The 26,532-nt window shown below is 70.2% G+C and carries 29 protein-coding genes; 13 read left to right on the top strand and 16 right to left on the bottom strand.

Translation table 11 applies throughout. The annotated features are described in order from the left end of the window. Positions 1–686 (bottom strand): adenosylhomocysteinase (locus VNW53_RS04025; protein ID WP_325553789.1); only part of this gene is annotated, 686 nt, incomplete at its 3' end. Positions 687–948: 262 nt separating this feature from the next. After that, positions 949–2,433 carry a CHAD domain-containing protein gene (locus VNW53_RS04020; protein WP_325553788.1) on the bottom strand — a complete coding sequence of 495 codons (1,485 nt, stop codon included), beginning with the start codon at positions 2,431–2,433 and terminating at the stop codon, positions 949–951. 107 nt (positions 2,434–2,540) lie between these two features. Between VNW53_RS04020 and bioB the strand changes: the two genes are divergently transcribed. Genes bioB through VNW53_RS04005 form a run of 3 tightly spaced genes read left to right on the top strand, consistent with a single transcriptional unit; the run spans position 2,541 to position 5,265 of the window. Beyond that, positions 2,541–3,524, top strand: a complete 984-nt coding sequence (gene bioB / locus VNW53_RS04015; RefSeq protein WP_325553792.1) for a biotin synthase BioB — start codon at positions 2,541–2,543, stop codon at positions 3,522–3,524. Positions 3,525–3,568: 44 nt separating this feature from the next. After that, on the top strand, positions 3,569–4,498 hold the full coding sequence (locus VNW53_RS04010) for an ABC transporter ATP-binding protein (RefSeq protein WP_325553787.1): 930 nt from the start codon (positions 3,569–3,571) through the stop codon (positions 4,496–4,498). Positions 4,499–4,503: 5 nt separating this feature from the next. Beyond that, positions 4,504–5,265 (top strand): ABC transporter permease, encoded by a 762-nt coding sequence (locus tag VNW53_RS04005; RefSeq protein ID WP_325553791.1) that lies wholly within the window; start codon positions 4,504–4,506, stop codon positions 5,263–5,265. A gap of 82 nt (positions 5,266–5,347) precedes the next feature. Here VNW53_RS04005 and VNW53_RS04000 read toward each other — a convergent pair whose 3' ends face one another. Beyond that, positions 5,348–5,590 (bottom strand): hypothetical protein, encoded by a 243-nt coding sequence (locus tag VNW53_RS04000; RefSeq protein ID WP_325553793.1) that lies wholly within the window; start codon positions 5,588–5,590, stop codon positions 5,348–5,350. A gap of 36 nt (positions 5,591–5,626) precedes the next feature. Between VNW53_RS04000 and VNW53_RS03995 the strand changes: the two genes are divergently transcribed. Beyond that, entirely contained in the window at positions 5,627–5,941 is a 315-nt protein-coding gene (locus VNW53_RS03995; RefSeq protein WP_414693238.1) for an endonuclease domain-containing protein, read from the top strand. A 55-nt stretch (positions 5,942–5,996) separates the two neighbouring features. Here VNW53_RS03995 and VNW53_RS03990 read toward each other — a convergent pair whose 3' ends face one another. From VNW53_RS03990 to VNW53_RS03970, 5 genes are all read right to left on the bottom strand, one after another. After that, the gene (locus tag VNW53_RS03990) at positions 5,997–6,275 is read right to left on the bottom strand and encodes an HPr family phosphocarrier protein (RefSeq protein WP_325553786.1); all 279 of its coding nucleotides are present in this window, start codon (positions 6,273–6,275) and stop codon (positions 5,997–5,999) included. A 7-nt stretch (positions 6,276–6,282) separates the two neighbouring features. Beyond that, complete coding sequence (locus VNW53_RS03985; RefSeq protein WP_325553785.1) at positions 6,283–6,687, bottom strand: PTS sugar transporter subunit IIA; 405 nt, start codon at positions 6,685–6,687, stop codon at positions 6,283–6,285. 77 nt (positions 6,688–6,764) lie between these two features. Beyond that, positions 6,765–7,199: an HPr kinase/phosphorylase gene (locus VNW53_RS03980; protein WP_325553784.1), complete on the bottom strand. Its 435-nt coding sequence runs from the start codon at positions 7,197–7,199 to the stop codon at positions 6,765–6,767. Beyond that, a complete protein-coding gene (locus tag VNW53_RS03975; RefSeq protein WP_325553783.1) occupies positions 7,196–8,815 on the bottom strand; it encodes a stimulus-sensing domain-containing protein in 1,620 nt (539 codons plus the stop codon). Before VNW53_RS03975 ends, VNW53_RS03980 begins: the two co-directional genes overlap by 4 nt. After that, positions 8,784–9,494, bottom strand: a complete 711-nt coding sequence (locus VNW53_RS03970; RefSeq protein ID WP_325553782.1) for a response regulator transcription factor — start codon at positions 9,492–9,494, stop codon at positions 8,784–8,786. The genes VNW53_RS03975 and VNW53_RS03970 overlap by 32 nt, the downstream gene beginning before the upstream one ends. 144 nt (positions 9,495–9,638) lie before the next feature. On the opposite strand from VNW53_RS03970, the gene VNW53_RS03965 reads away from it, so the two are divergent. Continuing rightward, positions 9,639–11,345 carry a hypothetical protein gene (locus VNW53_RS03965; protein ID WP_325553781.1) on the top strand — a complete coding sequence of 569 codons (1,707 nt, stop codon included), beginning with the start codon at positions 9,639–9,641 and terminating at the stop codon, positions 11,343–11,345. Positions 11,346–11,598: 253 nt separating this feature from the next. Continuing rightward, positions 11,599–12,069 carry an NUDIX hydrolase gene (locus VNW53_RS03960; protein WP_325553780.1) on the top strand — a complete coding sequence of 157 codons (471 nt, stop codon included), beginning with the start codon at positions 11,599–11,601 and terminating at the stop codon, positions 12,067–12,069. 6 nt (positions 12,070–12,075) lie between these two features. On the opposite strand, the gene pseC is transcribed toward VNW53_RS03960, so the two are convergent. Continuing rightward, a complete protein-coding gene (gene pseC, locus VNW53_RS03955; protein WP_325553779.1) occupies positions 12,076–13,239 on the bottom strand; it encodes a UDP-4-amino-4,6-dideoxy-N-acetyl-beta-L-altrosamine transaminase in 1,164 nt (387 codons plus the stop codon). A 1-nt stretch (position 13,240) separates the two neighbouring features. Beyond that, positions 13,241–14,293: a UDP-N-acetylglucosamine 4,6-dehydratase (inverting) gene (pseB, locus tag VNW53_RS03950; RefSeq protein WP_325553778.1), complete on the bottom strand. Its 1,053-nt coding sequence runs from the start codon at positions 14,291–14,293 to the stop codon at positions 13,241–13,243. 102 nt (positions 14,294–14,395) lie between these two features. On the opposite strand from pseB, the gene VNW53_RS03945 reads away from it, so the two are divergent. Further along, positions 14,396–14,794 carry a hypothetical protein gene (locus tag VNW53_RS03945; RefSeq protein ID WP_325553777.1) on the top strand — a complete coding sequence of 133 codons (399 nt, stop codon included), beginning with the start codon at positions 14,396–14,398 and terminating at the stop codon, positions 14,792–14,794. Between the two features lie 38 nt (positions 14,795–14,832). On the opposite strand, the gene VNW53_RS03940 is transcribed toward VNW53_RS03945, so the two are convergent. The 3 genes from VNW53_RS03940 to VNW53_RS03930 all read right to left on the bottom strand — a co-directional run bounded on the left by VNW53_RS03940 (position 14,833) and on the right by VNW53_RS03930 (position 16,822). Then, positions 14,833–15,609, bottom strand: coding sequence for an SDR family oxidoreductase (locus tag VNW53_RS03940; RefSeq protein WP_325553776.1), 777 nt, complete (start codon positions 15,607–15,609; stop codon positions 14,833–14,835). A gap of 233 nt (positions 15,610–15,842) precedes the next feature. Beyond that, positions 15,843–16,154, bottom strand: a complete 312-nt coding sequence (locus VNW53_RS03935; protein ID WP_325553775.1) for a 4a-hydroxytetrahydrobiopterin dehydratase — start codon at positions 16,152–16,154, stop codon at positions 15,843–15,845. Then, entirely contained in the window at positions 16,151–16,822 is a 672-nt protein-coding gene (locus VNW53_RS03930; RefSeq protein ID WP_325553774.1) for an HAD-IA family hydrolase, read from the bottom strand. The genes VNW53_RS03935 and VNW53_RS03930 overlap by 4 nt, the downstream gene beginning before the upstream one ends. A gap of 136 nt (positions 16,823–16,958) precedes the next feature. On the opposite strand from VNW53_RS03930, the gene VNW53_RS03925 reads away from it, so the two are divergent. Genes VNW53_RS03925 through VNW53_RS03915 form a run of 3 tightly spaced genes read left to right on the top strand, consistent with a single transcriptional unit; the run spans position 16,959 to position 18,939 of the window. Further along, the gene (locus VNW53_RS03925; protein WP_325553773.1) at positions 16,959–17,333 is read left to right on the top strand and encodes a VanZ family protein; all 375 of its coding nucleotides are present in this window, start codon (positions 16,959–16,961) and stop codon (positions 17,331–17,333) included. Beyond that, complete coding sequence (locus VNW53_RS03920) at positions 17,330–18,145, top strand: heme-dependent oxidative N-demethylase subunit alpha family protein (protein ID WP_325553772.1); 816 nt, start codon at positions 17,330–17,332, stop codon at positions 18,143–18,145. Before VNW53_RS03925 ends, VNW53_RS03920 begins: the two co-directional genes overlap by 4 nt. Positions 18,146–18,165: 20 nt before the next feature. Then, the gene (locus tag VNW53_RS03915) at positions 18,166–18,939 is read left to right on the top strand and encodes a hypothetical protein (protein WP_325553771.1); all 774 of its coding nucleotides are present in this window, start codon (positions 18,166–18,168) and stop codon (positions 18,937–18,939) included. Positions 18,940–18,948: 9 nt separating this feature from the next. Here the strand turns inward: VNW53_RS03915 and VNW53_RS03910 are convergent, their stop codons facing one another. Continuing rightward, complete coding sequence (locus tag VNW53_RS03910; RefSeq protein ID WP_325553770.1) at positions 18,949–19,950, bottom strand: FecR family protein; 1,002 nt, start codon at positions 19,948–19,950, stop codon at positions 18,949–18,951. 91 nt (positions 19,951–20,041) lie between these two features. Next, positions 20,042–20,569 carry a sigma-70 family RNA polymerase sigma factor gene (locus VNW53_RS03905; protein WP_325553768.1) on the bottom strand — a complete coding sequence of 176 codons (528 nt, stop codon included), beginning with the start codon at positions 20,567–20,569 and terminating at the stop codon, positions 20,042–20,044. 117 nt (positions 20,570–20,686) lie between these two features. Between VNW53_RS03905 and VNW53_RS03900 the strand changes: the two genes are divergently transcribed. Both VNW53_RS03900 and VNW53_RS03895 read left to right on the top strand, forming a co-directional pair. After that, positions 20,687–21,811, top strand: a complete 1,125-nt coding sequence (locus VNW53_RS03900) for a glycosyltransferase family 2 protein (RefSeq protein ID WP_325553767.1) — start codon at positions 20,687–20,689, stop codon at positions 21,809–21,811. After that, positions 21,808–23,325, top strand: a complete 1,518-nt coding sequence (locus tag VNW53_RS03895; protein ID WP_325553766.1) for a glycosyltransferase family 39 protein — start codon at positions 21,808–21,810, stop codon at positions 23,323–23,325. Before VNW53_RS03900 ends, VNW53_RS03895 begins: the two co-directional genes overlap by 4 nt. Here VNW53_RS03895 and VNW53_RS03890 read toward each other — a convergent pair. Then, positions 23,322–25,766, bottom strand: coding sequence for a TonB-dependent receptor (locus tag VNW53_RS03890; RefSeq protein WP_325553765.1), 2,445 nt, complete (start codon positions 25,764–25,766; stop codon positions 23,322–23,324). The two genes, VNW53_RS03895 and VNW53_RS03890, sit on opposite strands and share 4 nt — an antisense overlap. A 59-nt stretch (positions 25,767–25,825) precedes the next feature. Here VNW53_RS03890 and VNW53_RS03885 point away from each other — a divergent pair, with 59 nt between their 5' ends. Further along, positions 25,826–26,530, top strand: coding sequence for a hypothetical protein (locus VNW53_RS03885; RefSeq protein WP_325553764.1), 705 nt, complete (start codon positions 25,826–25,828; stop codon positions 26,528–26,530). Positions 26,531–26,532: the final 2 nt, after the last annotated feature.

The raw sequence follows: 26,532 nt of genomic DNA, 5'->3' as shown, positions 1-26,532 counted from the left end.
CGGCAGCCATAGAGGTTGTCGAACTTCGACTTGGTGACGCTGTCGTTGACGTTGATCGCCGCGAACGGCAGTTCGCCGCGCTCGGACATCTGGTAGAGGCGGTGGACCCCCGTGGTGGTCTCTTCCGAGACGCCCTTGATCGAGTCGCGGATCGCCGAATAGAAGCCGGGCTTCTCCTTCAGGTAGCGCTTCATCACCGCATAGAGGGCTTCTTCCTCCTCGTTCTGCGGATTGTTGAGGACGCTGGGATCCTTCTCGGCCTTGGGGCCGAGCACGCAGAGCAGGGTGGCGTCGCCGCCGTCGTCGAGGATCAGGTTCGGATAGCCGCCGTCGCTCCACTCGAAGATCCGGTGGGCGTACTCCCAGTACTCGATCAGGGTCTCGCCCTTGATGGCGAACACCGGCGTGCCCTTCACCGCGATGGCGGCGGCGGCGTGGTCCTGGGTCGAGAAGATGTTGCACGAGGCCCAGCGCACGTCCGCGCCCAGCGCCTGCAGGGTCTCGATCAGGACGCCGGTCTGGATGGTCATGTGCAGGGAGCCGGCGATCCGCGCGCCCTTCAGCGGCTGGTCCTTGCCGAACTCGGCGCGCACGGCCATCAGGCCGGGCATCTCGGTCTCGGCGATGTCGAGTTCCTTGCGGCCCCAGTCGGCGAGCGCGATGTCCTTGACGACGTAGTCGGTCATTTCAAATCCTTCGGGAGATGTCGGGGCCGCGGAGACGCCGGGCTCAGGTTTGGCGGCTCTATAGCCGCGCGCCCGGCAGGGTGCAAGAAATCATATAAGGATTTCTTTATGTGCCGAGGCTGGCGGTCTGGAGCGGCGCTCCCGGACGGCCATCCTTGAGGCTCCGCGCCGCCGCGCGCCCTTGGCCGGTGATGGGATCACCAACCCAGGAGCGATCGGGCCCGGGAGAGGAACAGACTCGATGGGGGCGGAACAGTTCAGCCTAGGCCCAGAAGGGCTCGGCGGCTTCCAGGCGGTCCAGGGCCTTCTCGGCCTGGGCGATGAGCTGCGGCTTGCGCGCGGCCTTCAGCCCCACCAGCTCGCCGGCCGCGAAGGCGGCGTCGGACGGCAGGGCCAGGGCCACGATCAGCGGCGGGGCGGTGACCAGATCGTTGAGCGCGCCCAGCGCCTCCTGCAGCTCTTTCAGATGGCGCAGATAGCGCCGCGCGCGCTTCTCGCCGAAAAGGTCGCCGAGGGCCTCGGCGGCGTAGCGCAGTTTCTTGGCCTCGATGCGCAGGTGGTGGCGCGCGGTGTCGCCGCCGCCGCGAGCCGCGCGGCCGCGGCCCTCCAGCTTCTTCAGGTGACGCTTCAGGGCGCGGCGGGCGAAGGGCCGGACCGGGCCGCCCGCATCGTGCTGGGCGCGCCAGTCGCCGGTCTCGACCCAGGCGGCGGCGTCGATCATCAAGGCGCGGAACCGCTCCGAGGCCGAGGCCTCCGCGGCGTGGATCCAGGCCGCGCGGCGGGCCAGGTCGATGGCGTCGCGCAGGGTGGGCAGGCCCGCCGGCTGGACGTCCGAGGCTTCGGCGGGCTGCAGGGTCTCGTCGGCGAAGACGTCCAGGTTGCGCGCCCGCTCGCAACTGCGCGACAGCCATTTGAGGTCGGTCTTCAGGGTCTCCAGGCCCTCGCCGTCCAGGATCGGCTTGAAGGTCGTGAGCGCGCTGCGCAACCGCCGCACGCCCACCCTGAGCTGATGCACCGCCTCGGCGGAGGGGGTCTCGCGCAGGGCCGCGGCGTTGGCGGCGATCTGGGCCAGGGCGTTGCGGGCCACCGCCTGGAACGCCGCGCCCGCTGAGGCGTCGCCGTCGAGCTCGACTTCGCCGCCCCTGCGCGCGGGCGGCGGTTCGCCCGCCACCAGCGCCTGGCCCCGGGCGGCCTTGCTGTCGAAGGCGAGGTAGAGCGGCGCGGCGGCGGACAGCTCGCGGGCCAGGGCGAAGAGCGCGGCCGGGGCGCCCGACTTCAGCTCCAGCTCCACCTCGCAGATCGGGCTCTTCTGATCGCCGCCGGAGACCTCGCCCTGGTCCAGGGCGATCTCGATCACCGCACCCTTGAAGCGCAGCGTCCGCTGGCGGCGGCTGACCCGCACGTTGAAGGCGGGACGCAGGTCCGCGCCGTGCGGCAGCATCGACGGCAGGGGCTCCAGCGCCGGATCCGGGGCCAGGCCCTCGATCGGCGCCTCATGCTCCTCGCGGACCATGCCGCGGCCCCGCTTGAGCGTCTGCACGCGGCGGCCCTTGTACTCGCGCACCCTGAGCGAGGCGCCGGCCTTCTGCAGGACCAGGTCCGGGGTGTCGAAATAGACGCTGATCAGCTCGCGGGTCTCGTCGTCGCCGGCCGGGGCGGCGGCCAGCACAGCGGCCAGGTCCCCCGGCCCGCAGGCGAACTTCAGCTCGATCTCGCGGTCCGGCGCGTCAGCGGCCTTGCTGGTCATCACCGTCACCTGTTGCCGCCCGCCGTGAGGTCAAGCTATGTCGGCGCCCCGCCATGGCCCCGGAGCCCGTCGTGAACGCACCCCTGTCCAACCCGGTCGATGGCCCCATTGATCCCGCCGAGCCGCGCCATGACTGGACGCTGGCGGAGGTGGAGGCGCTCTTCGAGGTCCCGTTCACCGAACTCGTCTTCCGTGCGGCCGAGGTCCACCGGCGCTGGTTCGACCCGGCGGAACTCCAGCTCTCTCAGCTTCTTTCCGTCAAGACCGGCGGCTGTCCGGAGAACTGCGGCTACTGCAGCCAGTCGCAGCACTTCAAGACCGCGACCACCGCCTCGAAGCTGATGGACCCCGCGGCGGTCATCGCCCAGGCCGCCGAGGCCAGGGCCGGCGGGGCCCAGCGGTTCTGCATGGGCGCGGCCTGGCGCGACGTGAAGGACCGCGACCTGCCGAACCTCACCGCCATGATCTCCGGCGTGAAGGCGTTGGGCCTGGAGACCTGCGCGACGCTCGGCATGCTCACCGCCGACCAGGCGCGGACGCTGAAGGCCGCCGGTCTCGACTACTACAACCACAACCTCGACACCGGGCCGGACTACTACGACAAGGTGGTCACCACCCGGACCTACCGGGACCGGCTGGACACCCTGGCGGCGGTCCGCGAGGCGGGCATGAGCACCTGCTGCGGCGGCATCGTCGGCATGGGCGAGACCCGCCGCGACCGGGCGGGGCTTCTGCACCAGCTCGCCATCCTGCCCCGCCACCCGGAAAGCCTGCCGATCAACGACCTGATGCCGATCCCCGGCACGCCGCTGGGCGGCTCCGAGCCGGTCGACGGACTGGAGTTCGTCCGCATGATCGCGGTCGCTCGCCTGGTCTGCCCGAAATCGGTGGTGCGCATCGCCGCCGGCCGCGAGCACATGTCCAGGGAACTGCAGAGCCTCTGCTTCCTGGCCGGCGCCAATTCGGTGTTCATCGGGGCCCGGCTGCTGACCACCGACAATCCGGACCAGGACCAGGACGCAGCCTTCCTGGCGGAGCTGAAGATACGGCCGATGACCGTGCGGCCGGAACGGATGTCCGAGCCGGCCTAGCCGAAACGTCCTCGGGGTCCTATCTGCTTGGCGCCGGGGGACGAATGCCGCAGCCGATCATTTCCGTAGAAGGCCTGTCCAAGACCTACGCCGGCGGGTTCCAGGCGTTGAAGGACGTCAGCCTGACCATCGACAAGGGCGAGATCTTCGCCCTGCTGGGCCCCAACGGCGCGGGCAAGACCACGCTCATCGGCATCACCTGCGGCCTGGTGAACCCCACCCAGGGGCGCGTGCTGGCCGACGGCCACGACGTGGTGCGCGACTACCGCGCCGCGCGCCGCCTGATCGGCCTGGTGCCGCAGGAGCTTTCGACGGACGCCTTCGAGACCGTCTGGGCCACCGTCAACTTCAGCCGCGGCCTGTTCGGCAAGCCGAAGAACCCGGCCTACGTCGAAAAGGTGCTGCGCGACCTGTCGCTGTGGGACAAGAAGGACGCCAAGATCATGGCGCTCTCCGGCGGCATGAAGCGCCGCGTGATGATCGCCAAGGCGCTCAGCCACGAGCCGCAGATCCTGTTCCTGGACGAGCCCACCGCCGGTGTCGACGTCGAGCTGCGCCGCGACATGTGGGAGATGGTCCGCGGCCTGCGCGAAAGCGGCGTCACCATCATCCTGACCACCCACTACATCGAAGAGGCCGAGGAGATGGCCGACCGCATCGGGGTGATCTCCAAGGGCGAGCTGATCCTGGTCGAGGAGAAGGCCGAGCTGATGCGCAAGCTGGGCAAGAAGCAGCTCACGCTGCACCTGCAGGAGCCGCTGAAGGCCGCGCCCGAGGGCCTCGCCGGCTATGACCTGGCCCTGGCCAACGACGGCGCCGACCTCGTCTACACCTTCGACGCCCAGGCCGAGACGACCGGCATCGCCGAGCTGCTGCGCGAACTCTCCAAGCGCGGCGTCGACTTCAAGGACCTGCAGACCCAGCAAAGTTCGCTGGAGGAGATCTTCGTCAGCCTGGTGAGCACGCGGTCATGATCGGTCTGAACCTCTACGCCGTGAAGGCGATCTACCGCTTCGAGATGGCGCGGACCTTCCGCACGGTGGTGCAGTCCATCGCCGCCCCGGTGTTGACCACCTCGCTCTATTTCATCGTCTTCGGCGCGGCCATCGGGCGGCGGATGGCGGCCATCGACGGGGTGACCTACGCGGCCTTCATCGTGCCGGGCCTGATCATGTTGTCGATCCTCACCGAGAGCGTCTCCAACGGCTCGTTCGGCATCTACATGCCCAAGTGGTCGGGCACGATCTACGAGATGCTGTCGGCGCCGGTCTCTGCCCTGGAGGTGCTGATGGGCTATGTCGGCGCGGCGGCCTCGAAATCGATCATGCTGGGCGTGATCATCATGGCCACGGCGCGCCTGTTCGTGCCCTACAGCATCGCCCATCCGATTTGGGCGGTCGCCTTCCTGGTGCTGACCTCGCTGAGCTTCAGCCTGTTCGGCTTCATCCTGGGCGTCTGGGCGGACGGCTTCGAGAAGCTGCAGATCGTACCCCTGATGGTGATCATGCCGCTGACCTACCTGGGCGGCAGCTTCTACTCGATCTCGATGCTGCCGGGGGTGTGGGCCAGGATCGCGCTGTTCAACCCGGTGGTCTATCTGGTCTCGGGCTTCCGCTGGAGCTTCTACGGCGTCTCCGACGTGGGCGTGGGCGCCAGCCTGGGGATGACCCTGGTCTTCATGCTGATCTGCCTGACGGCCGTCTGGCAGATCTTCCGCACCGGCTGGCGGCTGAAGACCTAATCCCAGTTCCTCCCCCAAAAGGGGGAGGTGTCGCCGAAGGCGACGGAGGGGGCTTCCGCTCAAAATGCGGGGAAGTCATCGATCATTTTGCCCCGTTGTCCTTCACCCACGGAATCCTAACGCCGCCGATGGCGTACACCCGGTATCCAACCGGCAGTAAGAATGCGCTGACGACCAAGTGCGCAATGGCCCACGGCCAGTCGCGGCCGAGCAGAAGCACCACCGCAAAAGCAAGCTCAATCCAGCCGCCCACGCGGTAGATTCCGTAGATCATGTTGCAAGAACAAACAAAGAACGATATGCCTCGGTTGTGGAAGCTAACCATGAAGTCCGCGACTTTGCACGGCTTCTGCGCCGCCGCTTGACGCTGCCAGAAGGCCTCCTCTGGCGCGCCATCAAAGCTGGCAAGGCCGACGGCCTCAAGTTCCGCAAGCAGCATCCGATCGGGCCGTACGTCCTGGATTTCTATTGCCACGAGGCAAGTCTCTGCGTGGAGGTCGATGGGGCGTCGCATGGGTTCGGCAACCGGCCCGAGCTGGACGCGCGGCGTGACAGTTGGCTGGCTGACAGGGGGATTCGCACCCTGCGGATATCCGCATCACTGGTGCTGGACGAGGTGGACGACGCGGTGAGGATGATCGTCGATGTCGCGCGGGGCGGCGGCTGGACCGTTTGAGCGGAAGCCCCCTCCGGCCCTTTGGGCCACCTCCCCCTGAGGGGGAGGAACTTTGCTACTCGTCCTCGTCGAACTTGGCGGTGACGAGTTTTTCCAGGGCGGCGACGGCCTGTTCGGCTTCCTTGCCCTCGGCTTCGATGTCGATGCAGCAGCCGGGGCCGGCGGCGAGCATCATCAGGCCCATGATCGAGCGCGCGTCGACCGTCTGGCCGTCCTTGGAGACGCGGACCTCGGCGTCGAAACCCGAGGCGGTCTTCACGAACTTGGCCGAGGCGCGGGCGTGCAGGCCGCGCTTGTTGACGATCTCGACGGTCCGGGTCGCCCCCTCGCTCACCGGCGGCTCACTTCTCGCCCGCGAGCACATAGGAGGCGACGGAGATGTACTTGCGGCCCGCCTCCTGGGCGCAGGCGACCGCGTCCTCGAGGCTCTGGCGGCTGCGCACGCTGGCGAGCTTGATCAGCATCGGCAGGTTCAGGCCGGCGATCACCTCGGCCTTGGTCTGCTCCATGACCGAGATGGCCAGGTTGGACGGCGTGCCGCCGAACATGTCGGTGAGCAGGATGACGCCGGCGCCGCTGTCGACGCGCTCGCAGGCCGCCAGGATGTCCTTACGGCGGCGCTCCATGTCGTCTTCCGGGCCGATGCAGATGGCTTCCACCGCCGCCTGCGGCCCGACCACGTGCTCCATGGCGAAGACGAACTCCTCCGCCAGACGCCCGTGCGTAACGATAACGAGCCCGATCATGCCACGAGCTCGAACATGCAAACTGGTTCCAAGGGTATCCCCACCCGCGCGGTCAAATTCCCGTCCCGCGAGCCGTGCTAAATACGCCTCTTATGAGCCTCGTCAAAGTGGCTGAGCGCGCGACTGAGTTTCGCAGGCGCCGAAGCCTCGTGCGGGTCGATCTCGATCAGGGGCAGCGGAACCCCCAGGATCTCGGCGAACCGGGGTTCGGGGATACGCTCGGGGGTCCCGCAGCGGGCGACCAGCGACACCGGCGCGAACGGCCGGGCCGAAACCCGGATCACCTCCAGGCCGCGCACCTCGAGGAGGCCGCTGAGAACGTCCGGCGCGCGGCCGAACAGGCGGCCCTGCGTCACCCAGAGGCTCACCCGGTCGTCGGCCACCAGCGAAAAGCCCTGATCGAGCGCCCGCAGCGCCAGGTCGCTCTTGCCGGCGCCGGCCGGGCCCTCGATCAGCACGCCCCGCCAGAAGCCGCCCAGCCGGGCGGCGATCAGCCCGGCGTGGACGATCACGCCTTGGCCTCCGGCAGCATCAAGAGGAAGACCGCCCCGATCACCTTGCCGTCGACGACCCGGTTCTGGGCCTTGAGCGTGCCGCCATGGGCCTCGACGATCTGGCGGGCGATGGAGAGGCCCAGGCCCGAGTTGCCGCCGAAGGCCGCGCCCTTCGGCCGCGAGGTGTAGAAGCGCTCGAAGATGGTCTCCAGGTTCTCCGGCGGGATGCCGGGCCCGGAATCGGAGACCGTGGCGACCACCCGGCCCGGCGCGCGCTGCACGGCCACCTCGACCTCGCCACCCGGCGGGCTGAACGACCGGGCGTTGTCGATCAGATTGCGGAACACCTGGCCCAGCGAGCCTTCGCGGCCCAGCACCGTCGGCGGCTCGGCGCCGGTGGGACGCGCGAACCGCACGGTCACCTCGCCCGGCTTGGCGGTGGCCTGATAGAGGGCGACGATGTCGGCGACCAGCCGCTCCAGGTCGACGGGCTTGGGGTTGTCGCGGGACAGCTCGGCGTCCAGCCGCGAGGCGTTGGAGATGTCCGTGACCAGCCGGTCCAGGCGCTGGACGTCGTTTTTCAGGATGCGCAGCAGCCGCTCCCGCGCCGCCGGCTCGGCGACCAGGTCCAGGGTCTCGACCGCCGAGCGCAGGGAGGTGAGCGGGTTCTTGATCTCGTGCGCCACGTCGGCGGCGAAGCTTTCGATGGCGTCCATCCGCTCGCTGAGCGCCTGGGTCATGTCCTCCAGGCTGCGGGTCAGGTCGCCGAGTTCGTCGTCCCGGCGGGCGAGGTCGGGGAGCGAGATGGCCCGCGCGCCCGCCAGGCGGACGCGGTCGGCGGCCCGCGCCAGCCGCCGCACCGGCTGGGCGATCAGGCGGGTCAGCAGCAGCGACGACGACAGCGTCACGGCCACGGCGATCAGGATGAACGGGATTAGGGCCTCGCGTTCGCGCGCGATGATCTGGTCGACGTCGTTGGCTTCCAGCGTCAGGACGCCGAGGATCTGCTGGACGTTCTGGATGGGGATCGAGACCGAGACCACGCGGCGGCCGTCCTCGTCGCGGCGCAGCCCCGCCACGTGCTTGCCGAGCAGCGCCCGGCTCACCTCGCTGCGCAAGGCCGCGCGCGCCTCCTCGGCCACCGCCCCCTGCGGACGTGAGCGCAGGGACAGCGACAGGTTCTGGCCCCGCGGACGGGCGGGCGGCAGGGTGCGCTGCTCCACCCGGTCGGCGACGACGTCGCTGTCGGCGATCGGCGCGCCCTGCGCGTCGAACAGGCGCGCGCGCTGGGCCTTGGGATTGGCCAGCATCTGCAGCGCCAGGCTGGCGTTGCCGGGGTCCATCGCCGGAGTGGGCTCGCCCACGGTGGCGGCCTGGTCGATGATCGCCGCCATCAGCTCGCCCTGGGTGGTCAGGCTGTCGATGCGGGCGCTGACCAGCCCCTGGCGCAGCTCGTTCAGCACCAGGGCCCCGGCGATCAGGATCACCAGGCCCGAGAAGTTCAGCGCGATGATCAGCCGGCCGAGCCGGGTGCCCGGCAGCCAGCGAAACCGCGACAGCCGGGGCGCCCGCGAATCCTCCCCGCGGCCCCCGCCGCCCCGATCAGGTTTCGCGGTAGCGGTAGCCGACGCCATAGAGGGTTTCGATCGCGTCGAACTCTGGATCAACGTCGCGGAACTTCTTGCGCATGCGCTTGATGTGGCTGTCGATGGTGCGGTCGTCGACATAGACCTGATCGTCGTAGGCCGCGTCCATCAGGTTGTCGCGGCTCTTCACGAAGCCTGGCCGCTGGGCCAGGGACTGCAGGAGCAGGAACTCTGTCACCGTCAGCTTCACGGGCTTGCCTTCCCACAGGCAATCGTGGCGGGCGGGGTCCAGGGTCAGCTTGCCCCGCTTGATGGCGCGGCTGCCTTCCGCCCCGATGGCGGCCGGCGCGGGCTCCTCGCCCTCGACGCCGGCGCGGCGCAGCACCGCCTTCACACGCTCGATCAGCAGCCGCTGGCTGAAGGGCTTGTGCATGTAGTCGTCGGCGCCCAGGTTGAAGCCGAGGATCTCGTCGATCTCCTCGTCCTTGGACGTCAGGATGATCACCGGCATGTCGGAGGTCCGGCGCAGGCGGCGCAGCACCTCCATCCCATCCATGCGCGGCATCTTCACATCGAGGATGGCCAGGTCCGGCGGCTCATTCTCCAGGGCGGCGAGGCCCGCGGCGCCGTCGTAGTAGGCCTTCACGGTGTGGCCGTGGCTCTCCAGCGCGAGGCTGACGGAGGTGACGATGTTTTCGTCGTCATCCACCAGGGTGATTTTGGCCATGAGGTTTCCGAATATCTCCTTGAACGCCTTGAACCTAGTTATCCGCCACCGTGGCCTCAATGGGGCGCCGCGCGTGGCTGCCTAAGGCGGTCAATCTGACCTTAAAGCTTCGCCAGTAGGCTCCGGTTCACTGGAGAGAGCTTAATGCCCGCCGCGAACGTCCATTTCGAGGTCTTTGTCCGCCGCTATCCGGACTCCCCCTGGGCCCTGAAAACCGCCACCGACACCCGAACTGTCGCCCTCGACGAGGCCAAGGATCTGCTCGCTCGCGGCCAGGTGGCCGCCGCGCGCGTGATGCGCGAGACACTGGACCCGGAGACGGGTGAATTCCAGTCCCTGACCATCCTGACGATCGGCCTGCCCGAGCGGCCGCGCAAGGTCCGCGCCCCGGAGCCCACTGAACCGCTCTGCGTGTCGCCGCAGGATCTCTACACCTGCCATGCCCGCGAGCGGATCGGCCGGCTGTTCGAGACCTGGCTGGAGCGCCACGGGGCGACGCCGTTCGAGCTGATGCACCGGCCCGACCTGGTCGAGCAGCTCGAGGCCAGCGGGGTGGAGATCGCCCACGCCATCCAGAAGATCGCCACGCCGGAGGCCCACTCCCGCGGGACCACGCTGGCGGAGATGATCGCGGTCTTCAAATCGCTCAGCGACCGCGCCATCGAGCGGCTGATGCGCGACCGCCGCAAGGGCCTGCCCGAGGTGACCGCCGAGACCTTCGCGAAGACCGCCTCGGCGCTCGCCAAGGACCCCGAGGGCGCCTATCGGCTGGGGTGCGCGGTGGCGGGGTTCCTCGCGCCGGCCACGGGTTGGAGCGAAAAGGTCGCCCTGCTGCTCGACCTGGCGGACAACGCGCCGCCGGAGGGCTCCGGCCGCGCCCTCGCGCTCTCGGTGATCGCCGAGCCGCTGGAAGAGATCGTCCGCCACGAGCGGGGGCTCGACAACATCGTCGGCGGCTCGCTGGACCTGGGCGCGCGCCTGGCGGCCATGAGCCGGCTCGCCGCGGCCAGCGTCGTCGACCAGTTGGTCAAGGTCGAGCCGTCGGTGGCCAAGGTGACGCCGGAGCTGTCCGACCGCGCCCAGCGCCTGGCCAAGTGGCTGATGAGCGAGGACTTCACCGGCGTGCGCGCCGCCATCGGCCAGCGCATCCTGCGCGACCTGGGCGGCGGCCGGCGCCTGCGGCCCTCCGACCCGGAGGGCGAAATCGACGTCACCCGGGGCCTGGCCATGTCGCTGACCGCGGCGGCCGGCAAGCTCCTGCCTCTGGACGACGTCCAGGCCGCCTTCACCGCCCGCTCCAAGACCCTGGTCGCCCGCGAGTTCGTCGAGTCCTACCTGGGCGAGGACGCCTCGGTCATGGAAGAGGCCGCGGCCCTGGTCTGGCTGATCGAAAACATCATCGGCGGCGCCAACAAGCGCGAGGCGGGCCGCTGGCTCTCCTCCCTGATCTTCAGCCTGCGCTTCGAGCGCGAGGCGAGCGTCGGCCATTTCGCGGCCCAGCGCCTGGCGGAACTGGCCAAGCTGCAGCGCGGCGTCGCCCGCTGCGGCCTGGTGGAAGAGGTCTACCGGCCCATACAGGCCAAGCTGGGCGAGATCGGCGGCGCGGTGGAGACCGAAGGCCGGTTCGTGGCCGCGACCGCCCGCGCCGCCCGGCCGGCGCTGGAGCGGCTGACCACGCTCCTGAAAATGGCCTGCGGCGAGACCGCCCCGCTCGGCCCCTGCGCCGACCGCGCCCGCACCGAAGCCCTCAAGCTCGCCCGCGCCGACGACACCCGCGCCGAGCTGTCCTCCGCGCCGGGGCAGGTGGACGCTATCCGGGATCTGCTGAAGCACGCGTCGCTGGCGGCTTAGGGCAACGGCGCGTTGCAGCCGGCAGTCCGGTACTCCTCTCCCAGGCGCACAGCACCGTGGGAGAGGGGCGTTGTCGTGAGCGGGCAGGCTGCGGCTTAAATCTCACGCCGGCCGGTCTGCCTTGAGGCCTCGGCTTCTCAAGGACGCGCCAAAGGCGCGCCGCGACGCGGGCGGCCAGGGGCCGCTCCTTGACAGGCCGAGACCCCAAGGCTCGCATCATCCATGAGGTTTAAGGCCGGATGGCATCTGGGAGATGCGCACCTCCGCGGGGATCGGATTGGATATGCGCGTTAGACCGTCGGCCCGCATTCTCGTTGTCGACCCCGATGGGAGGGTCTTGCTGTTCAGGTTTGTGTTCGAGCGCGGCGCCCTGGCCGGAACGCAGTTTTGGGCCACGCCGGGCGGAGGAATCGATGAGGGAGAGACGTTCGAACAGGCCGCCATTCGGGAGCTTGCGGAGGAGACAGGGCTGACGATCTCGCACCCTGGCCCGCAAGTGGCGCGGCGCGAGGCGGTGTTTCGCTCGCCAGAGGGCCAAACCATCAAGGCCGACGAGCGCTTCTTCCTGGTCAAGACCAGCGAAGCCGAGCTCAGCCGTGAGGGTTGGACTTCGCCGGAGCGAGAGGTGATGGCGGAGCATCGCTGGTGGTCTCTTGATGAAATCCGCCTGACCCGCGAACAAATCTGGCCCGAAGACCTGGCCGACCTCATCTCAGGGGCCTGAGCGCGGTCAACGGCCCAGCACCGCCCTCAACGCCGCCGCCACCCGGCCGACGTCCTCGTCCGCCATACCCGGATAGAGCGGCAGCGACAGGCAGCGGTCGTACCAGGCGTTCGCCCCCGGCAGGTCCAGCGCGCCATACCGTTCCCGGTAATAGGGCTGGGTGTGGACGGGGATGTAGTGGACCTGGGTCCCGACGCCGCGCTCGCGCAGAGCGTCCACCACCGACCGGCGGCTCACGCCCGCGGCCTGAAAGTCGATCAGCACGCACATCAGGTGCAGGACCGGGTCGCTCCAGGCCGGGCGCGCGGCGATCCGCACGATCGGGGCCAGCGGCGCGAGCGCGGTCTCATAGGCTGCGGCCAGGGCCCGGCGCCGGGCGGCGAACCGCGGCAGTTTCTTGAGCTGGGAGAGGCCCAGCGCGCAGAGGATGTCCGGCAGGCGGTAGTTGAACCCGGGCTCGGCCATTTCGTAGACCCACGGATCGGCGTCCGCGGGCCGCGTCATGCCGTGGCTGCGCACGGTCCGCAGGCGCTCGGCCAGGCCTGCGTCATTGGTGGTGACCATGCCGCCCTCGCCGGTGGCGATGGTCTTGACCGGGTGGAAGGAGAAGGTGGCCATGGCCGAGTGGCGCGCGTCGCCGGCCCGCTCGGCGACGTTGCCGAAGCTCATGGTCGAGCCCAGCGCGTGCGGCGCGTCCTCCACCAGCACCGCGCCCGCCCCGCCGGCCAGGGCGGCCAGCTCCGGGAGGTTCACCGTGTCGCCGCGCAGATGCACCGGCAGGACCGCCCGCAACTTGCGGCCGCCGACCCGGGCGAGCGCCTCCGCAAGGGTCTCCGGCGTCATCAGGCCGGAGTGCGGATCGACGTCGGCGAACACCACCTCGGCGCCGACGTAGCGGGCGCAGTTGGCGGTGGCCAGGAAGGTGATCGAAGGGACGATGACCGCCTCGCCCGGCTGCACGTCCAGGGCCAGCATTGCCAGGTGCAACGCAGCGGTGCCGTTGGCGCAGGCCACGGCATGGCGCGCGCCCACTGTCTCGGCGAAGGCGGCCTCGAAGGCCGCCACCGTGGGACCGGTGGTCAGGAAATCGGCCCTCAACGCTTCGACAACAGCCGCAATGTCGTCGTCTTCTATGGTCTGGCGGCCGTAGGGAAGGACCGGACCCGGCATCCTAGTCGGCCGCGCGCCGGCGGCGCTGTTGCGGGGTCTGTTCGTTGAGCACCGCCAGCAAGGCCTCGCCGCTGAGCCAGTCGTCGTTGGTGTCGCTGGCGTAGCTGAAGCCCTCCGCCAGGGCCGCGCCCTTCAGCGGCTCGCGGCGGTATTCCACGAAGGCCGGCTCGATGGCGTAGCGGTCGCCCAGGTCGACGCTGGAGCGGGCGTCGTCGGCGCTGATCATCATCTCGTGCAGCTTCTCGCCGGGGCGGATGCCGACGACCTTGATCGGCAGGCCGGGCGCCATGGCCTCCGCCAGGTCGGTCATCTTCATCGAGGGGATCTTGGGCACGAAGATCTCGCCGCCGTGCATCGCGCCAAGCGACGAGAGCACGAACTCGACCCCCTCGTTGAGCGTGATCCAGAAGCGGGTCATCCGAATGTCGGTGATCGGCAGCTCGGCCGCGCCCTTGGCCAGCAGCCGTTGGAAGAAGGGCGCCACGGAGCCCCTGGAACCCACCACATTGCCGTACCGCACCACCGAAAACCGCGTGCCGATGTCGCCGGAGAGGTTGTTGGCGGCCACGAAGGTCTTGTCGGAGGCGAGCTTGGTCGCGCCGTAGAGGTTGATCGGGTTGCAGGCCTTGTCGGTGGAGAGCGCGATCACCTGCTGCACCCGGTTGGTGAGGCAGGCCCAGACCACGTTCTCGGCGCCCATGATGTTGGTGTGGATGCACTCCGAGGGATTGTACTCCGCCGCCGGCACCTGTTTCAGGGCCGCGGCGTGGATCACCACGTCGACGCCGCGGAAGGCCAGGATCAGCCGCTCGCGGTCGCGCACGTCGCCCAGGAAGAAGCGCAGGCAGGCCATCTTCTCCGGGCCGAAGCGTTCGGCCAGGTCGATCTGCATCTCGCTCTGCTTCAGCTCGTCCCGGGAGTAGACGATCAGCTTGCGCGGGCTGGCGCGGGTCAGCACGGTCTCGATGAACCGCCGCCCGAACGAGCCCGTGCCGCCGGTGATGAGGATGACCTTGCCGTCGAGGTCGAGGCTGGTCGGCGCAAATCGGCTCAAGGCGCGCTCCGCAAGTCCCTGGGGCGGAAATCCCAGGCGTCCGCCACCTTGTCGCAGGGGCGCGTAAAGAAGCCGCTAACCATGATCGCGATAGATTGCGCCATGCGACGCTGTGAGCTCCTCGTCCTGATCGCCCTGGCCGGCTTCATGCCGTCGGCCGTCCTGGCGGACGAAAAACAGAAGAAGAAGTCGGGCGGCGAGAACTACATCCCGCTCAATCCGGTCACCGCCACCACCAACAAGGGCGGCGGTCGGCGCGGCGTGCTCAGCGTCGATTGCGGCCTGGAGATCGACGACCCGAAGCTGCGCGAGTTCGCCGACCAGTCGCTGCCGCGCCTGCGCGCCGCCTACGTCCAGGCCATGGAGATCTACGCCGCGGGCCTGCCGCCGGGGACCGAGCCCAATGCGGACCTGATCGTCCAGGAGCTGCAGCGTCAGACCAACCTGATCCTCAAGCGCCCCGGGGCCAAGCTGCTGATCGGCGCCGTCGTCGCGAACTAGTTGGGCAACAGGCTCCTCCACAGGGGGAGGATCTGCCTTCACATCGCGCTGATGCCGCCGTCGAGCTTCAGCTCCGCGCCGGTCATGAACTTGCTCTCGTCCGAGGCCAGGTAGAGGCAGGCGTTGGCGATGTCCTCCGGCTCGCCGATGTGGCCGAGCGGCACCTGGCGGCCGAGCTTGGCCTCCGCCTCCTCCTTGCCGAACCGCTGGCGCAGCGGGTCGAGGATCGGGGTGTCGATGAAGGTCGGGTGGATCGAGTTCGAGCGGATATCCAGCCCCTGCTTGGCGCAATGCAGCGCGATGCCCTTGGACAGCAGCCAGACCGCGGCCTTGGAGGCGTTGTAGCTCGGCGAGTTGTGGGCGGCGATCAGGCCGGCGATCGAGGAGATGTTGACGATCGAACCCGGCTGGTGGGCGCGCATGTACTTCAGCGCGTGCTTGGTCCCGAGGAACACCGAGTCGACGTTGACGCTCATCACCGTCTTCCAGTCCTCGAAGCTCAGGGACTCGATGTCGCCGCCGCGGCTGATGCCGGCGTTGTTGACCAGGACCGAGATGCCGCCCATGGCCGCGTCGGCCTCGTCGAGGGCGAACACCCACTGCTCCTCCTTGGTCACGTCGAGCGGGAAGGCGAAGGCCGTGCCCTCGCCGTGCGCGGCGTTGATCTCGGCGGCGACCTTCTTCGCGCCGTCGAGGTTGATGTCGACCACCGTCACCTTGGCGCCCTCGTCGGCCAGCTTGCGGGCCATGGCCGCGCCCAGCCCTTGAGCGCCCCCGGAAATGAAGGCCTTCTTGCCCGCGACCCGTCCTGGCATGTGATCTGTCTCCTTAGATCCCGTTCGCCGGCGGCGTCTTCAGACGCCCTCCCGGCCACAATTCTCATGGATGATGCGAGCCTTGGGGTCTCGGCTTGTCAAGGACGCTGCCCTTGGGCGGCGCCGCCTCGCGGCGAGGCCTCCGGCCTCGTCCTTGAGAAGCCGAGACCCCAAGGCAAACTGGCCGCCATGAGATTTAAGCCGCCACCTGCCGGCGGCCCACATCTCCCAGCCTAGGCCTCCGTTCCCCCGGCGCTCTTCGCCGCCATGTCCATGAAGGTCGCGAGCTTCACGTCCAGCTCGGTGACCCCATCGGCGTCGTGAGTGGTCAGCGTCACACCCACCCGGTTGTAGACATTGAACCACTCCGGATGGTGGTCGAGCTTTTCGGCCATCAGGGCCGTGCGGGTCATGAAGGCGAAGGCCGCGGTGAAGTCAGCGAACCGGTAGGTGCGCTGGATGGCGTCGCGATCCCCCTCGGCCTTCTTCCAGAGCGGGCGTTGCTTGAGCGCCGCGTCCGCGCCGATCTTCGCAGGCCGGCTCATGCGACACCCTCCTCTGCAAAGCTGAGCCCCGTCGCCTCGGCCAGGTCGGCCAGCGTCTGGTCCACGTCCACCACCTTGATCGCCCGCATGCCCAGCGCCGCGGCCGGCTTGCAGTTGACGCCCAGGTCGTCGAGGTAGACGCAGCGGCCGGGTTCGACCGCCAGCAGCTCGCACATCATCAGGTAGATCCTCGGATCCGGCTTCCGCACGCCGGCCTTCGAGCTCTCGATGATGGCGTCGAACAGCGGCATCACCTGGCCCATGGCGCCGGCCGCGCGCTGGCCCTCGTCCTGGCCGGGCGAATGCATCGAGACCACGTTGTTGGTGATGCAGCCCACCTTGAAGTGCGACTTGCAGGCCTTCAGCGCCGCGACCATCCGGGGCCGCAGCTCGCCGGAAAGCAGGGGCAGGACGTCGCGGCCCGGCACCGGGTGGCCGAGCGCGGCGGATTCCTCGAGGAACAGGGCGTCGAAGCCGGCCGGGTCCACCTCGTTGCGCTCGAACAGGGCCCAGGCGTTGGTGTCGGGGTTGGCGGCGTTGATCCGGCGGATCAGGTCCTTGGGCAGGCCGCGTTCGGCCTCGAAGCGGTTGAAGGCCTCGAACGGCGAGGAGGTGAAGACCCCGCCGAAGTCCCAGATCACCGCCGCAATCTCCGGTCTCGCCGCCATGTCGCTTCCCACGCTCCGTAGACCCTTCCAAAGGCCGGCGCGCGTCGGACGGGGTGAACCGGCGTCCACTTCGCCCTGACGCGCTCCTGCAGGCGGCGGTCTAGAGAGCCGGGCGCGGACGTGCAAGTAAGGGCCGATGACCCCGTTCGATCGCCTGCGCCGCCTGCCCCGTCCCTACCGCCTGGCGATCTTCGCCCTGGCCTGCGTGATCCTGCTCTATCTGACCCTGGCGCCCGGCAAGGACGTGCCCGGCGTGGGGCTCGTGTGGGACAAGGCCGAGCACGCCATCGCCTGGGCCGTGCTGACCGGCGCGGGCCTGTTGCTCTCGACCCGCCGGCGCTGGGCGATCCTGGTGTTCGCCTTTGTCTTCGGCGCGGCCGTCGAGGTCCTGCAGGCGACCCTGCCCTTCGGCCGCGACGGCGACATCTTCGACCTGACGGCCGACACCGTGGGCATCGCCGCGGCCTATGTCGTCTGGCGGGTGTGGCGGCGGCTGGGCTGGGTCAGGTGAGCCCGCGCCACCGGCCCTGGGAGGAGGCGGCCGACTTCCAGATCGGCCTGCGCCCCATCGCGGTCGCCGACTGGCTGGAAGGCGGCGAGGCCGATCCGGCGGCGCGCAAGGACCCGCTGTACGAACACGCGCGCGATCTGGTGTGGGCCGAGAGGCCGGGCTCCGAGGCCGGCCAGGCGGAGGCGCTGGCGATGGTCGAGGGCGCGCTCGGTCCGGCGCCGGCGGCGCCCGGACTGCCCGCGCTCTACGCCGCCGCGCGCCGCACGCCCGACGACCTCTGCCTGATGGAGAAGGCCGACGGCCAGTGGCGGCTGACGGCGCTGTCGCTGTCGGCCGGCGGGTTCTTCACGGCGTCCGAGGCGATCGGCAAGTCGCTGGGCGAGCTGCACGGCCCGGTGACCGGCTTCGCCGACCGGTTCCTGATCCGCGTGCAGCGCGTCTTCGAGGGCCTGCGCCCCGACCTGGTGCTGGAGCGGCGCAACTGGACGGTGCTGAACTCCGACCGGCTTCACACCCCGTCCTCGGCGCCTATCCGCGCCCGGATCCCCGGCATCGACCCGCGCGACGCCGGGCGGATCCTGCACCTGCGCGTGGAGCGTCAGACCCTGCGCCGCCTGCCGGCGACCGGCGGGGCGCTGTTCACCATCCGGGTGTGGCTCGCGCCCCTGGCCGACCTAGCGGGCGAGCCCGAGCGGCTGGCGGCGTTCGCGCGGGCCTGGCGCGCGGCCACGCCGGACTTGCGCGCCTACAAGCGCTTCGACCTCTATGACGATCTGGTGGAGGCCTTCCTCCGCGACCCGCAACCGGCCTGACCGCCGTCCTCGGAGCCTCCATGCCGTCCGAAACCGCCCAGCCCTTCGTCTACCTGGCCACGCCCTGCTACGGCGGGGTGCTGCAACTGCAGTTCATGCACTCGGTGCTGGCCCTGCAGGCGGCCTGCCGCGAGCGCGGCGTCGGCCTGGAGATCGACCTGATGGGCGGCGACGCCCTGATCACGCGGGCCCGCAGCCGGCTGACCGCCCGGTTCCTGGCGCACCGCGAGGCGACCCATATCCTGTTCTGCGACGCCGACATCGGCTTTGCGCCGGAGAACGTCTTCCGCCTGCTGGAGGCCGACAAGCCGGTGATCGCCGCGGTCTGCCCGATGAAATACATCGACTGGGAGCGTGCCCGGGTCGCGGCCAAGGCCGAGGCGCCGGACATGATGGCCGCCTCCCTGGGCTATGTGGTGCGCTTCCTGCCGACCGCCGACCACTCGGTGGAGGTCCACGACGGTATCGCCAAGGTGGCCTACGGCGGCACCGGCTTCCTGATGATCCGCCGCGAGGCGATGCAGCAGATCGTCGACGCCCACCCGGAGCTCCGCGCCAAGATGGGCGACATGGGCGACAAGCTGGCCGACGAGGCGCCCATGGTCTTCGAGACCATGATCGAGCCGGAAACCGGCCAGTACCTGTCGGAGGACTACGCCTTCTGCCGCCGCTGGCGCGACCTGGGCGGGGAGATCTGGGCCGACATGGAGGCCCGGCTGACCCATGTGGGCGTGGCGGCCTACACCGGCAGCCTGATGCAGGCGATGCAGCTCTCGCCCGGCCCCAAGGCCTGACCAGATCCCTTAGCGGTGGTGCAGGACGATCTCGGTGGAGGTGCGCTCGACCCGCACCGGCGCATAGGCCGCCAGGCGGCGGAGCACGTCGGCCTCGTTGTCGGTCACCAGCACGCCGGAGAAGCGCAGGGCCGCGGTGCGCGCGTCGGCGGCGCGCACCGGCGTCGCAAAGCGGCGGGAGAGGTCCGCGGCGACCTCCGACAACGGCTGGTCGTGATAGATCAACTGGCCGTTGGTCCAGGCGAAGGTGGCGTCCGGATCGGCGACCTTCAGAAGCTGGGCGGGCTGGCCGGCGGTGTGGGTCAGCTCCTGGCCGACCGTGACCCGCGTGGGCGCGGACTGCAGGGAGTCGGCGGGGCGCACCTCGACGACGCCGCGGCGCACGGTGAGGTCCATCAGGTCGGCGCGGTGGCGCAGGTTGAATTCGGTGCCGACCACCCGCACCTGCCGGTCGCCCACCCCGATGAGGAACGGCCGCCTGGCGTCATGGGCCACGTCGAACACCGCCTCGGCGTCGGCCATCTCCACCCGGCGCGCGTCGCGCTCGAGCCGCACGGTGATCTTCGAGGCGGCGTTCAGCCGGATGTGGGTGCCGTCGGCGAGGGTGATGTCGCGGGTCTTGCCGGCCGGGGTCTCGTAGGTCTGGGAGGCGACGCCCGGCGACTGAATCCCGACGCCGACGGCGACGGCCAGGCCGGCGGCGATCGCCGCGCCCGCGCCCCACCAGGCGCCGCGGGGAATCCGGCCACGGACGCCGCTCCGGACCTGCCGCCGCCGCGCCGCAACCAGCGGCCGCCCGCCCAGCTCCCGGGTCAGCGGGGCGTACTCCAGGTCGACCCACAGGCTCTCCAGCCGCTCGTAGGCGCGAGCGTGCGCCGGCGAGGCCTGCAACCAGCGCTCGAACGCCAGCCAGTCTTCGCCGGTCGCAGCCTCCCCCTGAAGGCGGGCGAACCAGCGCGCCGCCTCCTCGGCCATTTGACCGTCGTCAGGATGTTCGTCGGTCCTAAGCATCAATCCCTAGCCCGCAGGGTGGCGAGCCACCTGCTTTCGATGAGATGACGCCGCCATCCGGCGACCTCCTCCAAATAACGCGTTTCGCCGATCACCGTAGTCTCGCGGCGAGGTGCTTCAAGGCGGCCATCATGTGCTTCTCCACGGCGCTGCGCGAAATGCCGAGCTCGGCGGCGACCTGCGGGTGGCTCAAGCCCTCGAACTTGTGCATCCGGAAGACACGCTGGGTCTGCGGGCTGAGTTCCGTGAGCGCCTGGGTGAGCAGGGCCAGGCGCTGGCGCGCCGCCACGGCGGCCTCGGCGCTCGGCTCGGCGGAGATCTCGTGGATGCCGACCCGGGTGGTCTGGCTGTCCAGCCAAGCGCCGTCGCGATGCGCCGTGCGCCGCTCGCCGCGAAGCTTGTCGAGCATCAGGTTGGAGCCCAGCCGATAGAGGTAGGCCACGGGATTCTGGATCTCGACCGGCTGGTCCATCCCGGAGAGCCGGACATAGATGTCCTGCACCAGGTCCTCGGCGGCCGCGGGCGAGCGCAGACGGACGGTGAAGAACCGTACGAGGTCGCTGCGGCGCTCGAGGTAGAGCCCTATCAGCGCCGATCTGCCGTCTTCCTGCAAGTCCAAGCGCTCGTCGCCCTCGCCGCCCCGGATCCTACCCAATACACGCCACGCCGGACGCGCGACAGCCTGTCACCCGCCGCAGACGGTTCCCACGCCCCGGCGCGGCGGCTATGAGGGCGCATGACCGCACCATCCGGGGGCCCGCTACGCCACCAAGCCGCCCCCGCCGCCCATCCGCTGGAGCTCGGCGTCATCGTCCCGACGTTCAAGGAGGCGCCCAACGTGCGCCCCCTGCTGGCCAAGCTCGAGGCCGCGCTGCAGGGCGTGGTCTGGCAGGTCATCTTCGTCGATGACGACAGCCCCGACGGCACGGCGGCGACCGTGAAGGAGATCGCCGCGGTGGATCCGCGGGTGATGTGCCTGCACCGCATCGGGCGGCGCGGCCTGGCGGGCGCGGTGATCGAGGGCGCGATGGCCTCGGCGGCGCCCTTCGTCGCGGTGATCGACGGGGACCTTCAGCACGACGAGACCCTGCTGCCGCAGATGCTGAAGGCGCTGCAGGAGGATCGCGCCGACGTGGTGGTGGGCAGCCGCTATCTGGGCGTCGCGGGGGCCGGCGCCTCGGCGCTCGGCGCCCGGCGCGAGGCCGGCAGCCGGCTCGCCAACTGGCTCGGCCGCCGGGTGCTGCGGGCCGAGGTCACCGACCCGATGAGCGGCTTCTTCATGCTCCGGCGGGAGATGATCCAGGCGGTCGCCCCGGCGCTCACCACCTCGGGCTTCAAGGTGCTGTTCGACATCCTGGCCTCCCAGAAGACCCCGCCGCGGTATCTGGAGCTGCCCTACGAGTTCCGCGCCCGCCACGCCGGGGACTCCAAGCTCGATAACGGCGTGGTCGTGCAGTATCTCGGCCTGCTGGTCGCCAAGCTCACCCGCGACCTGATCTCGCCGCGCTTCATCATGTTCGCCATGGTCGGGGCCAGCGGCGTGGGCGTGCACCTGCTGATCCTGCGATCGCTGCTGCACCTGGGCTTCGCCGAGGCCCAGCTCGTCGCCGCGCTCGGGGCCATGACCTCCAACTATCTGATCAACAACGCCGTGACCTATCGCGACCGACGCAAGCGCGGCGCGGCCCTGCTCGTGGGGTACTTCAAGTTCGTCGTGCTCTGCAGTGTGCCGCTGGCCGCCAACGTCGCGGTGGCGACCATGGTCTATGAGCGCGGCCCCTCCTGGTGGGTCGCGGGCGTCGCCGGGGCCGTCGTGGCGGCGGTCTGGAACTATGTGACCACGTCGCGGGCCGTCTGGTGACCGAGGCCGCCGGCCGGCCTCCGCTGGTCGACGCCCGCCGCGGCGTGCTGCTGCTGGCGCTCGCCCTGACGGCGATCCGGCTGGCCGCCGCCGGCGCCATCCACCTGACCGAGGACGAGGCTTACTACCGGTTCTGGGCGCAGCACCTGCAACTGGGCTACCTCGACCATCCGCCGATGATCGGCTGGTGGATCCGCGCGGGGATGAGCCTGTTCGGCGACACCCCGCTGGGCGTGCGGCTGCTGCCGACCCTGAGCTGCGGCCTGAACACCTGGCTGATCGGCGATCTGGCCGTTCGACTGGGCGCCGGCCCGCGCGCGGCCTTCCGCGCGGCCCTCTGGTACAACGCCACCCTGACCGTCTGCCTGGGCGGCATGCTGGCGATCCCGGATGCACCGGCCAGCCTCTTCTGGACGATCACCCTTTGGGCCCTGGCGCGGTTCTGGGAGCATCGGCGGGCCGGCTGGTGGCTGGCGGCCGGCCTCGCGGCGGGCCTGGCCGTGATGTCGAAGTACTCCGGCCTGTTCCTCGCGCCGGGCGTGCTGGTCTGGCTGCTGGCGACCCCGGGCGGCGCCGCGGAGCTGAAGAAGCCCGGGCCCTGGGCGGCGGCCGTCCTGGCGGCGGCGGTGTTCGCCCTCAACATCGTCTGGAACGCCCAGCACCAGTGGATCACCTTCATCAAGCAGTTCGGCCGCGTGGCGCCGCACGGCTTCACGCTCGCCTATCTCTTCGAGCTGGTGGTCACCCAGATCCTGCTCTTCACCCCGATCATGGCGGCCTATGCGGCCCTCGGCGCGCGGCAGGCCTGGCGCGAGCGCGGGCAGGCGGGCGCGGTCCAGCTTCTCCTGCCGGCCGCCACCTCGGCGCCCTTCGCCGCCTACCTCCTGCTCCACAGCCTGCACGACCGGGTTCAGGGCCACTGGCCGGCGCCGGCCTTCGGCGCCATGGCGATCTGCGCGGCGGTCGCCGCCGAGCGCTTCGCCGCCACCCCCTGGCAGGCCTGGCTGCGCCGCCTGGCGCCCGTCGGGGGCTACGCCATCGCCGCGGCGACCTTCGCCGCCATGGCCCTGCCCACGCCCAGTCCGCTCGGCCGGCTCGACCCGACCCTGCCGCTGCGCGGCTGGCCGCAGTTCGCCGGCGACATCGACACCCTGCGGGCCAGGACCGGCGCGGCCTGGGTGGGAACCCTGAGCTACGGCGTCTATTCCCAGCTACAGGACGAGCACCGCATTTCCGGCCCCCTGCTCGAGCTGGTCGAGCGCGACCGCTACTGGTCGACGGATCCCGGTCGCCCCGACTTCACCCACACCGGCCTGGTGGTCGACCTGTCGCGCCGCATGAAGGTCCCCGACGTGCGCCGATGCTTCACCGAGGTCACGCCGGCCGGCGAGCTGCGGCGGGCGGGCGGGCCGGCGCAGAACCAGCGCTACACGGCCTTCCTGGTCTCCGGCCCCCGCCGCGACGTCTGGATTCAGGGTTGTCCCTGGCAGATCTCGCCCGGCGTCTGGCGCTAGAAGCCGCGCGACACCCCGACCCCGATGGTCCGCGGCCGCAGCGGCGTGGCCTGGGTGGCGCGGGCGCGGCTGAAGGGGTTGCCGTAGGCGAAGGTGTTGCCGCGCTCGTCGGCGACGTTGTCCATGAAGGCGGTGAAGCGCCAGGCCGGCGTGCTCAGCGCCGCGGCGACCCGGCCGGAGGCGTAGCCGCCCATGACGTTGCCGAGCCCGCCGTCGAAGGTCAGGTAGGAGCGGCCGACATAGGCCACCTGGGCCGAGGTCTCGGCCTCGAACCGGCCCACCTGCCAGCGGTAGCGGACATCGGCCGCGCCCATCTCGTAGGGCACTCCCGGCAGGCCGATGTCGCGCCGCGCCGGGAAGACGTTCGCGGCCCGGGTGATCGAGGGATCTTCCAGGAGCATGTTGGCGCGCACCTGCAGGCGCCCGTCGGGCCGCCAGAGCGCCTCGGCCTCGATCCCCGTGTTGGAGCCGTCGCCGATGTTCACCGTCATCGGCAGGCCCGACGCCAGCCGCTGGTCGGTCTGCAGGCCGCGCCAGTCGGCGTGGAACAACGCGCCACGCAGGGTGAGCTTATGGTCGAACAGCGGCAGGCCGGCTCCCACTTCGTAGTTCCAGAGATGGTCGGGCGTGAAGCGCGGGGCCAGCCGCTCGGCCGTCGCGCCGCCCGCCGCCGCCGGGATGTTGAAGCCGCCGGCGCGGTAGCCCTCCTGCACCTGGGCGTAGAGCACCAGGCTCGCCGTCGCGGCGAAGTTCACCCGCACCTTCGGCGCCACCCCGCTGTCCGTGAGGTGGCCGCTCTGCGGGGCAATGGGCGCCTGGGCGATGTCGAAGTCGCTCGCGTGGCTGTCGACGCGCGTGAGGAACCACCGGCCGCCCACCGTGGCCGTCAGGCGGGCGGTGAAGTCATAGGACACCTCGCCGTAGAGGGCGGCCTCGGACAGGCGATCCTGCCGGCGATAGATCGATCGCGCCGGCCCCGCCGGCCGCACGTTCTGCAGGAAGGCGTCGTCCATTTCGCTGGAAAAGGACAGGAAGCTGCCGGCCAGCCACCGGAAAGGCCCGGGGGCGTTGGAGGACACGAGCCCTTCGCCCTCCCAGAGGTGGATGTGCTTGTCCTCGTCGAACGCCTGGCCGCGGAGCGAGCCGCCGGCCGTCGGGAAGGCGCCCGTCGCGTCGTAGCGGGTGACGAGGGCGTGGTCGATGTAGGCGGCCGAGATCTTGACGTCGGCCAGGGCGCCGCTGTGCTGGGCGGTGACGCCGGCTTCCGAGAAGTCGTTGTCGAAGGGCTCGCGGACGCTCGCGCTGCGGCTCAGCGGACCTTCCAGGCCCTGGGTGTACTGGCTGTCGGCGGTGGCGATCGACTGGTGGGCGAAGCCGGCCTCCAGCTCCCATCCGTCGGGCAGTTCGGCCAGGCCCGCGATCCGCCCCCCGGCGCGCCGGCTGGAGTTGACGTCGTGCAGGTTCAGCACCGGGTTTTCGATGTAGCCGCCGCTTTGGTCGCTGTAGGCTACGGCCCGGATCGCCGCCCGGCCGCCGGCCAGCGGCAGGTTGACCATCCCCTCGAATCCTTCGGACGGGCTGCCCTTCTGCGTGGCCATGGCCTCCGCCGAAACGGAGCCCAGGACGGCGGTCACATCCGGTCGCGCCGGGACGATCCGCACGATGCCGCCCATGGAGCCGGAGCCGTAGAGCGTTCCCTGGGGGCCGCGCAGCACCTCCACCCGGTCCACGTCCGCCAGCCGCAGGTCGGGATCGGGGGCGTTGTAGGTGATCGGCACGTCGCCGAGGTAGAGGCCGACGGTGGACTGGGTCTTGCCGGTGAAGGAGCCGTCGGAGAGCCCACGCACGAAGATCTTGTTGCGCCCGGAGCCCAGGTTGGTCACCGCCACGCCCACCGCCTGGGAGGCGATCTCGTCGAAGCTCCGCCCGCCGAGCGCCTTCATATCGGCGGGCGAGAACACGCTGATGGCCGAGGCGGTGCGCGACAGGAGCTCGGGCCGCTTCTCCGCGGTGACCACCAGTTCGTCGAGCTGCGAACTCCCCGCGGCCTCCGTGGACGGGCGCCTGACCGTCGGCAGGGGCGCGGCGAGCGGGCGGGCGACAATTCGGAAACTGTGCGGGTCGACAGCTTCGAAGCCGCAGCCCGCCGGCAACATCGCGCCCAGCGCCTTCGCCGGCTGCAGGGCGCCGAAAACCGGCCGCGACCTGCCCCCGCAACCGGAGACCGGCAGCCCGCCCACCGAGACCCCGCCTTGCACCGCAAAGCGAACGAGAGCAGCCTCGAGGGTGTCCGCAGGGAGACGGAAGACCGTGGTTTCGGCCGCCCATGCCATGCCCGGCGCCGCGCTCGCGGCCAGCAGGGCAAGCCCGCTGGCCGAGGCTGCGGCCAGTCGACGCCTTGCTTTTGCCGCGGTGAGATGGTTGTCCGTACCCAACGTCATACAGGCGGTGGCTCCCCCGGGGCGAGGCGACCAGATCAATGCATAGAAGTCCACTGGCCTTGCTCGATTCCCCCGGCGATGGCGCGTCGGCGATAGCCGCCGAGCGCGACGCCTGCCGCGACAGCTTCGCCAGGAGCCTCGCCGCGGCGCGCCCGCAGGACGAACCTTACCGCCACTGGATTCTGCAGGACGTCCTGCCTGCCGCCATGGCCGCAGCCCTCGACGCCCTGCCCTTCCCGGCGCCGGCGCTGGACGGCGTATCCGGCTCGCGCGAAATCCACAACAACACACGCAAATATGTCGATGCGGCCGCCATAGCCCAGCACCCGATGTGCGACGCCTTGGCGCAGGCCTTCCAGCACCCGGACACCGTGGCCACCATCGAAACGCTCACCGGCGCGCAACTCGACGGCTGCTGCCTGCGCATCGAATACGCCCAGGACACTGAAGGCTTCTGGCTGAAGCCGCACACCGACCTTGGCGTCAAGAAGTTCACCCTGCTCTACTATCTGGGCCCCGCCGGCCAGCCGGACCTGGGCACCGACATCTATTCCGACGGCGCGACCTGGTCGCACCGCGCGCCGTTCAACGTCGGCGGCGCGCTGGCGTTCGTGCCCTCCGACCGCACCTGGCACGGCTTCGAGCCGCGGCCGATCCCGGTGGTGCGCAAGTCGCTGATCTTCAACTACGTCACCGCCGAGTGGATGGCGCGCGAGCAGCTCTCCTATCCGGACACGCCGGTCGTCGGCCGCCGGGCGGACTGACG

Origin of the sequence: Phenylobacterium sp., from assembly GCF_035569475.1 — a bacterium.
GTDB lineage: Bacteria > Pseudomonadota > Alphaproteobacteria > Caulobacterales > Caulobacteraceae > Phenylobacterium.
The sequence above is the reverse complement of the archived record's forward strand: the minus strand, read 5'-3'. Positions and strand labels throughout refer to the sequence as shown.